Raw genomic sequence first — 12,855 nt, 5'->3', positions numbered from 1 at the left:
CCGGGGCCGCCGGCACGGTAGGGTCACGCCTCGTGATGCGCGTGCTGCCGCCCCTGCTCGTCATCGGCGGCCCATCGGGGGCAGGCAAGAGCAGCATCGCCGCCGCGGTGGCCAAGCTCGCCGACGCCCCGGTCGTCGGCCTCGGCGACAGTGCCGGCGCCGACCAGCACATCGTCGACCTGGTCGCGCTCCAGCTGCGCCTGGACGAGCACGAGGAGGCCCCGCTCGTCGTCATCGAGGGCGTGTACGCCCTGTCCCTGCCCCCGATCCGCTGGGCCGCCCGCTGGACCGTGTACGTCGACACGCCCCTCGACCTGAGCCTGGCCCGCCGCGCCCTGAGCCAGGACGACCCCCGCGCGGTCCTGCGCGCCTACCTCGACGGCGGCCGCGAGGCCCAGACCCGCACGGCCGCGCAGGGCCGCCAGCTCGCCGACCTGGTCGTCGACGGCACCGCCGACCTGCCCGACATCGCGGCGCGCATCCACCGCTTCATCCGCGCCCGCGGCTGAGCGGCCGGGCGCACGGCGCCGCGACCGCCGTTCGAGAGAAAGTCAGTCGCGGATCGCCGCGCCGGTCTCCGGGTCGAAGAAGTGCATGCGCTTGGTGTCCACCACGACCTCGATGTGCTCGCCCAGGCGGACCCGGGAGCGCGGCGCGAACGCCGCGACGAACCGCGTGGCCGCGGAGGCAGGCGAGGACGCGGATGCGGCGGCCGGCAGGTCGGCGGTCTTCGCGTCCTCGGCCAGCAGCCGGGTGTCCTCGGTGACGACCGGCGGGGCATCCAGGTTGAAGTGCACGACGAGCTGCGAGCCGAGCGCCTCGATGAGGGTGGTCGTCGCGGCGATCCGCGCGTCCCGCGGCGCGTCGGGGACGAGCCGGGCGTCCTCCATGTCCTCGCTGCGCAGGCCGGCGGCGAGCTCGCGGCCGGCATACTCCCGCAGCCGCGGGCGGGCGGCGAGCACGCCGGGATGCAGCCGCAGCACCGTCGATCCGAGGTGCAGGTGCAGGTCGTCGCCGTCGAGGGCGAGGGTGGCCAGGGCCATGTTCATCGGCGGCGAGCCGATGAAGCCGGCCACGAAGATGTTGTCCGGGTGGTCGTACACGTGCTGCGGGTTGCCGACCTGCTGCAGGACACCGTTTTTCATCAGGGCCACCCGGTCGCCCATGGTCATCGCCTCGACCTGGTCGTGGGTCACGTAGATGGTGGTGACGTTGAGGTCCTGCTGCACGGTGGCGATCTCGGCCCGCATCTGCACGCGCAGCTTGGCGTCCAGGTTGGACAGTGGCTCGTCCATCAGGAACACCTGCGGATCGCGGACGATCGCGCGGCCCATCGCGACCCGCTGGCGCTGGCCGCCGGAGAGCCGGCTCGGCCGGCGGTCCAGCAGCGGGCCCAGTTCCAGCATCGTGGCGGCCCGCTGCACGCGGCGCGCGATCTCGTCCTTGGGCATCCGGCGGATCCGCAGGCCGTAGGCGATGTTCTGGGCGACGGTCATGTGCGGGTACAGCGCGTAGGACTGGAAGACCATGGCGATGTCGCGGTCCTTCGGCGACAGCGTGTTGACCACCCGGTCACCGATGCGCAGCACGCCGCTGCTGATGTCCTCCAGCCCGGCGACCATCCGCAGCGCCGTGCTCTTGCCGCAGCCGGACGGGCCGACCAGGACCAGGAACTCGCCGTCGGCGATGTCGAGATCGAGGTCCCGCACCGCGTGGAAGCCGTTGTCGTACTGCTTGTTGACCTTGTCCAGGACCACGCCCGCCATGACGACCCCTAACCCTTGACCGCGCCGGAGGTGAGGCCGCCGACGATGTACCGCTGCAGGAACTGGAACAGTGCGACGGTCGGGATCGCCGCGATCAGCGAGCCCGCCGCGAACATGCCGAAGTTGTTGTTCCGTTCACCGGCGACCAGCCCGTAGAGGCCGACCGCGACCGTCTTGGAATCGGGATCGGTCAAGAAGATGCTCGCGATGATGAACTCGCTGACCGTGCCGATGAACGCGAGCAGCCCGGTGATGGCCAGGATCGGGGCGACCAGCGGCAGGATGATGTCGAAGAAGATCCGCACGTGGGAGGCCCCGTCGACCTTCGCCGACTCGTCGAGGTCCGTCGGGATGGTGTCGAAGAAGCCCTTCATCAGCCAGGTGTTCACGCCGAGGGCGCCGCCGAGGTACAGCAGGATCAGCGACCAGGGCGTGTTGAACCCGATGCCGGGGTACAGGTCCGTGACGGTCGCGAACATGAGGTACAGCGTCACGATCGCCAGGAACTGCGGGAACATCTGCACCAGCAGCAGCGACAGCAGCCCCATCCGCCGGCCGCGGAAGCGGAAGCGGGAGAACGCGTAGGCGGCGCAGGTCGACAGGAACATGCCGGCGGCGGCCGAGGCCAGCCCGATGAACAGGGTGTTGAGCATCCAGCGCAGGAAATCGGTGCGCGCGAAGAGGTTGCGGAAGTTGTCCAGGCTCGCGTCGCTCGGCACGATGCTCGCGGTGCCGAGGGTGCCCAGCGGGTTGAGGGCCGCGGAGACCAGGAAGACGATCGGGAACAGCGCGAAGAACAGTGCGACGATGCCGACCAGGTGCCGCCAGCCGGCCCGGCGCAGCCAGCCGCCGCGGGCGCTGCCGAGGCGGACGACGTCGGTGCTCATCGGTTGACCTCCTCGAGGACGTGGGTGCGGCGGAAGCCGGCGATCGACACGACCGCGACGATCAGGAAGATGAAGACGGAGATCGCGGCGGCGAGGCCGTACTGCGCGCCCTGCCCGCCGAAAGCGATGCGGTACGTGTAGGTGATGAGCAGGTCGGTGGCGCCGGCGTTCGGGTTGTCGGCCGGGAACGGCCCGCCCTCGCTGACGAAGTAGATCGCGCCGAAGTTGTTGAAGTTGAAGGCGAACGACGCGATGAGCAGCGGGGCCATGGCGACCAGCAGCAGCGGGAAGGTGACCGTGCGGAACGCGTAGAACGGTTTGGCCCCGTCGACCGCGGCCGCCTCCTTCAGGTCGCCGGGGATCGCCTGCAGAGCGCCGGTGCAGACCAGGAACATGTACGGGTACCCCATCCACAGCTGCACCAGCAGGATCGCCGTCATCGAGCTCCAGGACGTGCCGAACCAGTTGACGTGCACCCCGAAGAGCCGGTTCACCAGGCCGAAGTCCGTGTTGAACATGTCCCGCCAGAGCAGCAGCATGGCGAAGCCGGGCATCGCGTACGGCAGGATGAGCAGCGAGCGGTACAGCCGCTGCCCGCGCAGCCGGTCGGTGTTGAGCACGATCGCCACGGCCAGCCCGAGCGCGAACGTGATGAGCACGGTCAGCAGCGCGAACGCGAAGTTCCACAGCAGGATCCGCAGGAAGTACTTCGCGATGAGCGGATTGGACAGCACGTCGGCGAAGTTGCGCAGGCCGACCTGGACCTTCCAACCCTGGGCCAGCGTGGCGCCAGTGCCGTCGGCGAAGTAGCCGCGGGAGTCGTCGGCGGTCCAGGTGTGCCCGTCGCGCGTGTCGCGCACGCAGTCGCAGCCCTGGTCGTACCGTTGCCGCGGGACACCCTCGAACGCCCCGGACAGTCCCTGGCCGCGGATGGCGCCCCGGGCCGTCGGAACCGAGAACGCCTCGATCTCGGCCCCGCGGGCGTCCGCCTCGATGATGCTCAGCGGCTGGTATCCCTCCGCCCGCACGACCTTGCCGGCCCCGTCGACCTGCACGTCGCCGGCCGGCACGGCGCTGAGCCCGTCCTTCGTGCCCGCCTGTACGGCCCGGGAGGCCGGATCGACCAGCAGGAACACGAGGTCGCCGTCCTTCGTGGCGATGGTGAGCACGTACTCGACCGAGTCGGCGACCTGCTGGACCGAGGCGCCCTCGATCGACCGGATCGCCTCGGCCTTGCTCCCCCGGTGACCGTCGCCGAAGTTCGTGAACGCGGTGGTCATCGTGTACAGCACCGGGAAGATCTGGAACGCGACCAGGAACAGCGTGCCGGGGATGAGGTACTTGGCCGGGATGCGCCGCCGGGACAGGTAGACCCACAGCAGCAGCGCGGTCGCCCCGGCCAGGAGGGCCAGCAGCAGCCAGCGGCCCTGGCCGATCAGCGGGAACGCGGCCGCAAGTGCAAGGGCGACCATGAGGCCGAGCAGCACGATCTTCGTGATCAGCGCGACGGGGGACGCGGGCCGCGGCACGGGCCGGGCCGCAGTCGCGGCCCGGACGTCGGTCTTGAGCGCCACAACGACCTCCTCCTTACTTGATCTGCGACTGGATCGCCGCCGCGGCGGCGGTGATGGTCGGGCCCGGTGCGGCGCCGCCGGTGACCGCGGCCTCGGCCTTGCCCAGCGGGTCCCACACGGTCGCCATGGCGGGGATGGCGGGCATGATCTCGCCCTGCTGGCCGGCCTTGAGGACCTTCTCCAGGTTGGGGTCGCCGCCCTTGACCTGGTCCAGCGCGGCGATGAGGGCCGGCGGGCGGGGGTCGGCCCGGTACAGCGCGACGGCCACCTCGGTCCGGGTGAAGTAGCTGGTGACGAACTCCTGCGCGAGCAGCTTGTGGGCGCCCCGGCGGGCCACGTAGGCCGCGTCGACGGTCACGAACGGGCGGGCCGGCTTGCCGCCGGCGAACGGCGGGATCGGGCTGACGTCGTACTTGACCCCGGACTTGTTGATGTCGGCGAACTGCCACGGCCCGGAGAGCAGGAACGCGGTCTTGCGATCGGTGAACAGCCCCCGGGCGTTGTCGTTGGAGATGGAGCGCTTGAGGGCGCCCGCGCCGCCCTCGCCGAGCGCGGCGATCTTCTGGAACGCCTGGGTCGCCTCCGGCTTGGCCACGCCGAGATCCTTCGGGTCGTAGTCGCCGTCGGCCTTGGTCCCGAACATGTAGCCGCCGGCCGAGGTGAACAGCGGATAGAGGTGGTAGAAGTCCCCGGTCGGCCCCATCGGCAGCGCCATGATCTCCTGGGTGCGGCCGGCGGCCACCAGCGCGCGGCCGGTCTCGACGAGCTCCTCCATGGTCTGCGGCGCCTGCGGGACCAGTTCCGTGTTGCGGATCAGCACGACGTTGGCCACGGCGAACGGCACCCCGTAGAGCTGCCCGTTGAAGGTGACCCCCTTGAGGGCGAGCGGGTCGAAGGTCGCCTTCTGCCGGTTGGTCATCTGGACCGGGTCGATGGTGCCGTTCTGCACCAGGTTGCCGATCCAGTCGTGGGCCCCGAGCACCAGGTCCGGGCCCTTGCCGGCCTGGGCGGCGGTGACGAACTGGGTCTGCAGGTCCTTGGCCACGATCTCGGTGCGGACCGCGACCCCGCTGTCCTGCCCGAACTTGTCGGCCGCCTGCTTGATCGCGGGAGCGCGCAGCGCGTCGATCCAGATCGTCAGCTCGGGTCGGGGCCCTTCCGCGCCCGCCGCGCCCGGCCCGCCACATCCGGCCAGCAGCAGCAGCGCGACCACGCCGATCAGGAGTCTCTGCGGCCTCATCGCCGACACCTCCCGGAGGTGTTTGCTGAATCGAGTTAGCAAGAGCATCCGCTTCGACGGTGACCGATGTCAAGGGTGGCGTGGCCGGCGCCGGACACCGATGGTTCAGACTGCTTGCATGGTCGCGGCCCGAGTGACGCTGCTGGACGTGGCGCGGCGGGCCGGTGTCTCGCGCACCACCGCGTCGTTCGTGCTCACCGGCCGCCGGGACATGCGCATCTCGGCCGACACCGAGCAGCGGGTGCTGCGGGCCGCGCGGGAGCTCGACTACCGGCCCAACCTGACCGCCCGCAGCCTGCGCACCCGGCTCACCCACACGATCGGCCTGGTGTCCGACACCATCGCCACCGACGCGTTCGCCGGCGAGATCATCCGGGGCACCACCGCGGCCGCGCTGAACCGCCAGCACCTGCTGTTCATCGGCGAGACCGAGGGCGACCCGGCGACGGAGAAGCGGCTGGTCCAGGACATGCTCGACCGGGGCGTCGACGGGTTCCTGTACGCGTCGATGTACACCCGGGAGATCCGGGTCCCGGCGGCCCTGCGCGGCCATCCGCTCGTGCTCGTCAACTGTGTGGCCCGCGGGCGCACCCCCAGCGTCGTGCCGGACGAGCTCGCCGCCGGCCGGTCCGCCGCCGCCGCGCTGCTCGCGGCCGGCCACCGCGATCGCGTGTACCTGGTCGGCGAGAGCGCCGTGCACGTGTACGCCGACCGGAACCGCCGGGCCGGCATCACCGCCGCCTTCGCCGCCGCCGGAGCGTCGATCGCCGGGACCGTCGCCTGCGAGTGGTGGCCGGAGCCCGGCTACGAGGCGGTCCGCGCGTTCCTGGCCACCGGCGCCCGGCCGTCGGCCTTCATCTGCCTCAACGACCGCCTGGCCCTCGGCACCTACCAGGCCGCCGCCGAGGCCGGCCTGAGCATTCCCGGGGACCTGTCGATCGTCTCCTTCGACGACTCCGACCTGGCGTCGTGGCTGCGCCCGCAGTTGTCGTCGGTGGCGCTGCCGCACTTCGAGCTCGGCCGGCGCGCGGTCGAGCTGCTCCTCGACCCGGGCGGCGGAGCGCACCTGGTCGACATGCCCCTACGGCCGCGCGCCTCGATCGCCCCGCCGGGCTGAGGTCAGCACCGCTACGACCGCGAGCAGCCCGAGCCCGCCCGCGAGGGCCAGGGCCGGCGGCCCGAGCGGCGGTATTCCCCGCAGGCCGGGTGGTGCCGCGACCGCCCACGCCGCCGCGGTGGCCGGGATCGCGACCACGCCCGCGAACAGGACCAGCAGGACCGAGGCGAACGGCTCGACGGTGCGGGCCCGGCGCGCGGCCAGGCCCTGGGTCCGCAGCGAGCGCAGGTCGTTCGACGAGCCCTCGACGGTACCGCTGAGCAGGGCCGCCGCCGCGAGCACCACCGCGAGCACGCCCGCCACCAGGTAGAACCGCAGGCCCAGCGCCGATCCCTCGCCGGCCAGGGCGGCTCGGGCGTCGGCGATGGTGCGCTTCGCGTCGATGGTGACGCCGTTGGTGGCGATCGCGTCGGTGACCGACTGCGGGGCGTCGGCCGTCAGCCAGACCTGCGCCCCCTCGGCGGTGCTGTCGATGGAGAGGCGGTCGGCGTAGGAGAGGTCGACCAGGGAGCCGGTCGAGCCCAGCCGCGGCAGCGAGGAGACGGTGCCGACGAGTTTCGCCGGTACCGGCCGCTGCCGGTCGAACACCGTCAGCAGCCCGTCCGGCGGCAGCGGACCGGTCGACACCACCGGCAGCACCGCGGGACCGTCGTCGGGGCGGAGCACGCCGGTGCCGGCCGCGGGGCCCGGCGGGAGCTTCAGGGCCACGTCCGTGCCCTGTGCCGTCGCCGTCGCGCCGTCCGGGACCTGCCAGGTGGCCGTCGGCGCGTTGTGCAGGGTCAGTTCCAGCGCCGCACCCGCGTACGGGGCCAGCCGGAACGCCAGCTGCGCCAGGCGGCACCCGTCCGAGCACGGGATCGCCGCCGAGTAGGTGTGCCGGCCCGGCAGCACCGCGCCGAACTCGACCGTGGCGTTGGGGCGTCCGTCCAATGGGGACACCACGGCCGAGAAGGCGTCGTCGGTGCGGTCCAGGTGGGTGACGGTGATGTCGAGGCTGAGGGTCGTGCCGGTCACCGTCGTCGGGGCGCCGAGGTCCGCCGGGTGCAGCAGCGCCGCGAGGCCGGTGCCGAAGGTCAGGCGGGGCGCGTCGACGGCGAGCGCGCCCGGGAACGGGACGACCGCCATCGCGTACCGTCCGGCCGGGTCGGCCGCGTGCACCGCGTCGAGGAGGGCGCGGCGGGACGGGGCGCCCACGGACAGTACCGTTGCGGCGCCCATCTCCTGATCGGCCTGGGCATTGCGGCGCTGGTCGGCGGTGGTGGTCGCCGCGGCCGCGAACGCCAGCGACGACAGGGCGACGACGAGCACCGCGAGGAGCCGGGCCGAGGACGGGCGGCGGGCCAGCCACAGCCCCGCGAGCGCGCCCGTCAGGCGGCCGCGGCGCAGCGCCAGGCGGCCCAGGCGGGCGGCCAGGAACGGGGACGCGACGGCGGCGGCCAGGCCGAAGAACAGGAACACGCAGGCCGGGGCGAGGCCGCCACTCACCTGGAACGCCGCCACGGCCGCGGCGACGGCGGCGAACACGGCGACCCGCGCCCCCCATCGTCCACTTCGGACGTCGACCCGGCGCAGGAGGGACACGACCGGGCCGGAGACGGTCCGGATGCCGACCGCCAGCCCGGCGAGGAGCGCGCCGAGGACGGCCACGGCCGCGTACGGCAGCGCGCCGGGGGTGCTCCAGCCGCCGATCGCGGTGAACCCGGCCACGGCGCCGAGCAGCATCGGCAGCAGGGTCTCGCCGGTCGCCAGCCACCAGCGGCCGGGGCGGGCCACGCCGCGCAGGGCGATGATGCCGTGCTCGAAGCGGCGGGCCCGGGTCGCGGCGGCGACGGCCAGGATGATGACGGCCCAGGCGAGGACGAGGACCGGGGCGACCGCGAACGGTACGGTGCGCCGCACGTCGGCCCGGGCCGCGTCGATGCGGTCGAGCAGGCCGCTGAGGTCGGTGGTGAGCCGCGCGCCGCTGTTGCGGCGGCTGTCGGCCTCGTCCACCCACTCGCGCAGCTCGCCGAGGTGGGCGACGCTGATGGCGCCGGGCAGCGGGTAGGCGTCGAAGCTCTGCAGCTCGGCCGGGCGGGCGAAGGTGGCCAGGGTGCGCCGGTCGACGGCGAACGCGGGGCCGCCGGCGTCGGTCAGCGCGCCGCCGCTGCCCCAGTACGGTTCGGTGCCGTCGCTCGCCCGCACGATGCCGACGACGGTGACGGGCGTGGGCACGCCGGCGGCGAGGTACCGGTTGTTGGCCGAGTCGAACATCGAGCCGGTCAGCTCGACGGCGTCGCCGGGTTTCAGGTGCAGCCGCTCGGCCGCGCTCACCCCCAGCACGGCGTCGCCCGTGCCCATCAGGCACCGGCCGGCCACGACGACCACGTGGTCGCACAGGCCCTCGCGGTACACGACCCGGCTGAGCTGTTCCGGGTCGGCGACCGGCACCGCGGCCGGCTGCACGGCGAACTGGGCGCTGAACACCGACGTGTAGCCGGGCGCGTCGAGCCAGCCGGAGCCGAGCCGCTCGAACGTGTTCGGCATCGTGCCGTCGGAGCCGGACTCGACGGTGCCGCTGACGAGGATGTTGCGCTCGCCGACGTCGGCCTGCGCGACCGCGGTGTCGACGATGCGCCGGTCGGTCCGGTCCACATAGACCGGTGCGGCGACGGCGGCCACGGTGGCGAGCGCGGTCAGCAGCGCCACGGTCAGCGCCCGGCCGAGCCGTGAGCGCAGCATGCCCAGCACCAGCGCGGTCATCGGCGACCCACCCGGGTGATCACGACGGCACCGAAGACCACCAGCGCCGCCAGCCCGGCACAGACAAGGGCCGTCGCTTGTACTGCCGGTGCCTGCACCGGCCACGCATCGCTGAACGCCCGCACGGGCGGCGGGGCGAGGATCCGCAGCAGCACCGCCGCCGCCAGCCCGAGCACGACCGCCACGAGCACCGGCGCGAGCGCGGCCCGCCGCTCGACCCGCCGCATCAGCCGCTGCGGGACACCCTGGCGGCGCAGCGCGGCCTGTTCGGCGTCGCGGTCGCGGCGGTCCACGGCGGCCACCACGAACGCGGCCACGGCGGCGAGCAGCAGCACGATCCCGGCCCCGGCCAGGTCGCCGAGCGCGGCCACGGACGGGGCGAGCCGGTCGGCGCGGGCGGTCGCGGCGGTCACGGTGTCGCTGCCGGTGATGTCGAGCCCGGCCGCGCGCAGGTTGGCGATGACGGCGTCGCCGGCCCCGGCGGCCAGCCAGACCTCGGGGCGCTCGGCGGACGGGACGGCGCCGACGGCCACGGCCGTGATCCGGGCCGCGTACTCGAGGTCGACGAGGATGCCGTTGCCGCCGCCGCGCGGGACGAGCGCGGTGGAGGTGGGGTCGAGGGGTACCGACGCGCCGAAGATGCTCGCCGCGGGCTGGTCGTGGGTCTCGCTCGCCGCGGCGTCCCCGGTGGCGAGGGCGGGCAGCGGGACGGGGGCGTCGACGACGTACAGGCGGCTGTCGACCGGGCGGCGCGTGCGGGGCTCGGCGTCGCCGATCCGCAGCACCCCGCCGGTCTGCACCACCTGGATGCCGGCGCTGGCCTGGGCGACGGTGGTGCGCCAGCGGGCCGGGTCGGCGAACATGGCGCCGCCGATGACGGTCCGGCCGCCGGCGCTGAGCTCGCGCAGCTCGACGGTGCCCCGGTCGGCCTCGACCGCCTCGACCCGGCAGCCGCGCGCGCAGCCCGGCACCACCGCCGTGTACGGGTCCGGCCCCGCCGACAGCGGCCCGAACTCGGCCACGGCCTGCTCGCCGGTCCCGTCGGCGGCCAGCAGCACCCGCAGCTTGTTGCCGTCGCCGGCGGCGCGCAGGGACAGGTCGGTGCCGGTGAACACCAGCGGCGCGGGGGCGCCCGGGTGCAGGGCGGTGCCGTCGACGCCCGCGACCGCGCGCAGCCGGACCGCGTCGACGGCGATGACCGGCGCGGACCCGGCGGCCCCGGTGACGACGACGGCCATCGCCTCCCGCCCGCCCGGGTCGGCGGCGCGGACCGCCGCGAGGAGCCGCTCGCGCGGGACCGGGGCGACCCGCAGCACCCGCTCGGCCCCGAGCTCGACGCGGGCCCGCTCGGCCCGCGCGGTCGCCCCGCCGTGCCAGTCCTGGGCGGCCAGGGCGAGCACGCAGGTGGCCGCGGCGAGCAGCGGCACGATCCGGTAGGCGGTGCGCCGGCGCCCGAGCGTCAGCCCCGCGAGGGCCCCGCTCAGCCGACCGGCGGCGAGCGCGTGCCGGCCGTAGAGCCCGGCCGCGGCCAGCAGCACCCGGGTGCCGAGCACGCCCAGCCCGGCCGCGACGAGCAGCGGGGCGACCTGGGCCAGCCCGAAGCCGGTGTCGCGGCGCACGTCGGCGGCGGGCGCGGCGACGATCTGGAACAGCGCGGCGGCGGCCAGGCCGAGCGCGCACAGCTCGGCGGTGGCGGCGGCGAGGGGGCGGCGCGGGCGCACGTCGCGCATGAGCTCGGTGACCCCGCCGCGGGTGGCGCTCCAGTCGGCGGCGGTCACGATGACGAACCCGGCCGCGAACAGCCGCGGCGACCAGATGGCGCCGAGCGCGAGCGGCAGCAGGCTCTGCCCGGCGGTCGCGGCCCGGATGCGCCAGCGGGGCAGGCCGCGGATGGCCAGCCGGGCGGCGTCGCCGCGGCGCTCCTGGGCGGCGTAGGCGGCCGCGACCGCGATGGCCAGGCCGCCGACGAGCAGGATCTGGGCCTCGGCCAGGCCGACGGAGCGGTGCACGGAGCGGCGGTCGGCGGCCACGGCGTCGGCGAGCCCGGCCGCGCCGGAGGTGACCTCGAAGCGGGCCGTCCGCAGCCGGTCCAGGCCGCTCTTGAGCCCGGCCGCGTCGTCGAACGCCTCCGGCTCCAGCACCGCGTCGAACGTGGCGGTGACGGTCGCCTTGGCCGCGGTCACCGTCGGGGTGGTGGTGTAGGCGGCGGTGCCCTCCTGGCCGGCCCAGAACCAGCCGGCCGGGTCCAGCGGGGTGTAGATGCCGACGACGTCGAGCGTCACCGGTTGGGCGGTGAGCCCGGTCGCGTGCACGATCCGGGCGCCGACCCCGACCCCGAGCAGCCGGGCCAGCTCCTCCGGGATGATCGCCTCGCCGTCGGCGCCGACGCACCGGCCCTGGCGCAGGGTCACGTTCGCGCACAGCTTCTCGGCCGAGCGCAGGTCGGCCGCCTGCCGGTGGTTGCCGTCGGCGTCGACGAGGTCGCCGGCGAGGCGCAGGCCGCCGCTCTTCTCGTCGACCGGCGCGTCGACGAGGTTCGCCATCCGGCGCAGCACCTCCTCGGGCCGGTCGCCGGCCGTGACGGTGCCGCGGACCCGCAGCGTGCGCTCGGTGACGGTGGCCGCCGCGACCCGGGCCCGCGCCGCGTGCTCCCCGGCGGTGTCGGCGGCCCGGGCGGCGACCGCGGCCGCGACGACCGTCACCGCGGCCAGCGCGAGCATGACCAGCGCCTGCACCCGCCGCGCCCGCAGCGCCCCGATCACCAGCCCCAGCATCGCTCAGACCCTAGTACCTCCCTACCGAAATAGGGCCACCAGAAAGTCCGATTCCGGCGTGTACGGTCGTAGATCCCACGTCGAGAGCAGCACATCCCGGGACAGACCGGCGGTGGCCGCGTCGGCGAGGAAGTCGTCGAAGGCGTAGCCGCGCCCGGACCCGAAGCCGACGACCACCCGGCCGCCCTCGCCGAGATGGGCCTTGAACCGGCGCAGGATCTCCACCCGGGTCGACGGCGCGACGAACGTGATCACGTTGCCCGCGCACACGACCGCGTCGAAGCCGGCCTTGACCCCGGCCGCGGGCAGGTCCAGTTCGGCCAGGTCGCCGACGAGCCAGGTGGGGCCCGGATGGTCCTGCTCGGCCACGGCCACGAGCTCCGGGTCGAGGTCGACCCCGACCACCTCGTGCCCGGCCGCGGCGAGGAACGAGCCCACCCGTCCGGTGCCGCTGCCGGCGTCGAGAATCCGCGCGCCGCGGGGCACCATCGCGTCGATCAGCCGGGCCTCCCCCGCCAGGTCCGCCCCGCCGGCGGCCAGGTCGCGGAAGCGCTGGACGTACCAGCTGACGTGGTTGGGCTCTTCGGCCTTGCGCCGCAGCCAGGCGTTCTCCTCGGCCATGTGGTGCTCCCTCCCCGTTGCCGGGTTTCGTTGCCGGGTTCCGTTGAAACTTACTCAACCGCACCGCCGCGGCGCCGATGAGCGTGGTGTGCGGTCTGAAGTCGACGGTGGGCCGGTCAGCACCGACGAGCCGG

At 74.2% G+C, this 12,855-nt stretch carries 9 protein-coding genes; 2 read left to right on the top strand and 7 right to left on the bottom strand.

The annotated features are described in order from the left end of the window. Positions 1-32 precede the first annotated feature (32 nt). Positions 33-509 (top strand): hypothetical protein, encoded by a 477-nt coding sequence (locus ACQP00_RS15090; protein ID WP_433219391.1) that lies wholly within the window; start codon positions 33-35, stop codon positions 507-509. 42 nt (positions 510-551) lie between these two features. On the opposite strand, the gene ACQP00_RS15085 is transcribed toward ACQP00_RS15090, so the two are convergent. From ACQP00_RS15085 to ACQP00_RS15070, 4 genes are read right to left on the bottom strand one after another with little or no spacing between them, the layout of a single operon-like run. Beyond that, positions 552-1,766: an ABC transporter ATP-binding protein gene (locus ACQP00_RS15085; RefSeq protein WP_433219389.1), complete on the bottom strand. Its 1,215-nt coding sequence runs from the start codon at positions 1,764-1,766 to the stop codon at positions 552-554. Between the two features lie 8 nt (positions 1,767-1,774). Next, positions 1,775-2,653 (bottom strand): sugar ABC transporter permease, encoded by an 879-nt coding sequence (locus tag ACQP00_RS15080; RefSeq protein WP_433219387.1) that lies wholly within the window; start codon positions 2,651-2,653, stop codon positions 1,775-1,777. Then, positions 2,650-4,227, bottom strand: coding sequence for an ABC transporter permease subunit (locus ACQP00_RS15075; RefSeq protein ID WP_433219385.1), 1,578 nt, complete (start codon positions 4,225-4,227; stop codon positions 2,650-2,652). Before ACQP00_RS15075 ends, ACQP00_RS15080 begins: the two co-directional genes overlap by 4 nt. A 13-nt stretch (positions 4,228-4,240) precedes the next feature. Continuing rightward, positions 4,241-5,467: a sugar ABC transporter substrate-binding protein gene (locus ACQP00_RS15070; RefSeq protein ID WP_433219383.1), complete on the bottom strand. Its 1,227-nt coding sequence runs from the start codon at positions 5,465-5,467 to the stop codon at positions 4,241-4,243. Positions 5,468-5,585: 118 nt separating this feature from the next. Here ACQP00_RS15070 and ACQP00_RS15065 point away from each other — a divergent pair, with 118 nt between their 5' ends. Beyond that, a complete protein-coding gene (locus tag ACQP00_RS15065; RefSeq protein WP_433219381.1) occupies positions 5,586-6,584 on the top strand; it encodes a LacI family DNA-binding transcriptional regulator in 999 nt (332 codons plus the stop codon). Here the strand turns inward: ACQP00_RS15065 and ACQP00_RS15060 are convergent. From ACQP00_RS15060 to ACQP00_RS15050, 3 genes are read right to left on the bottom strand one after another with little or no spacing between them, the layout of a single operon-like run. Continuing rightward, positions 6,549-9,326 carry a hypothetical protein gene (locus ACQP00_RS15060; protein WP_433219379.1) on the bottom strand — a complete coding sequence of 926 codons (2,778 nt, stop codon included), beginning with the start codon at positions 9,324-9,326 and terminating at the stop codon, positions 6,549-6,551. The genes ACQP00_RS15065 and ACQP00_RS15060 overlap by 36 nt on opposite strands. Then, positions 9,323-12,100, bottom strand: a complete 2,778-nt coding sequence (locus ACQP00_RS15055) for a hypothetical protein (RefSeq protein WP_433219377.1) — start codon at positions 12,098-12,100, stop codon at positions 9,323-9,325. The genes ACQP00_RS15060 and ACQP00_RS15055 overlap by 4 nt, the downstream gene beginning before the upstream one ends. A 21-nt stretch (positions 12,101-12,121) precedes the next feature. Next, positions 12,122-12,721 carry a class I SAM-dependent methyltransferase gene (locus ACQP00_RS15050; protein WP_433219375.1) on the bottom strand — a complete coding sequence of 200 codons (600 nt, stop codon included), beginning with the start codon at positions 12,719-12,721 and terminating at the stop codon, positions 12,122-12,124. Positions 12,722-12,855: the final 134 nt, after the last annotated feature.

It is taken from the genome of Dactylosporangium sp. CS-047395, from assembly GCF_050942185.1.
Classification (GTDB): Bacteria; Actinomycetota; Actinomycetes; order Mycobacteriales; family Micromonosporaceae; genus Dactylosporangium.
The sequence above is the reverse complement of the archived record's forward strand: the minus strand, read 5'-3'. Positions and strand labels throughout refer to the sequence as shown.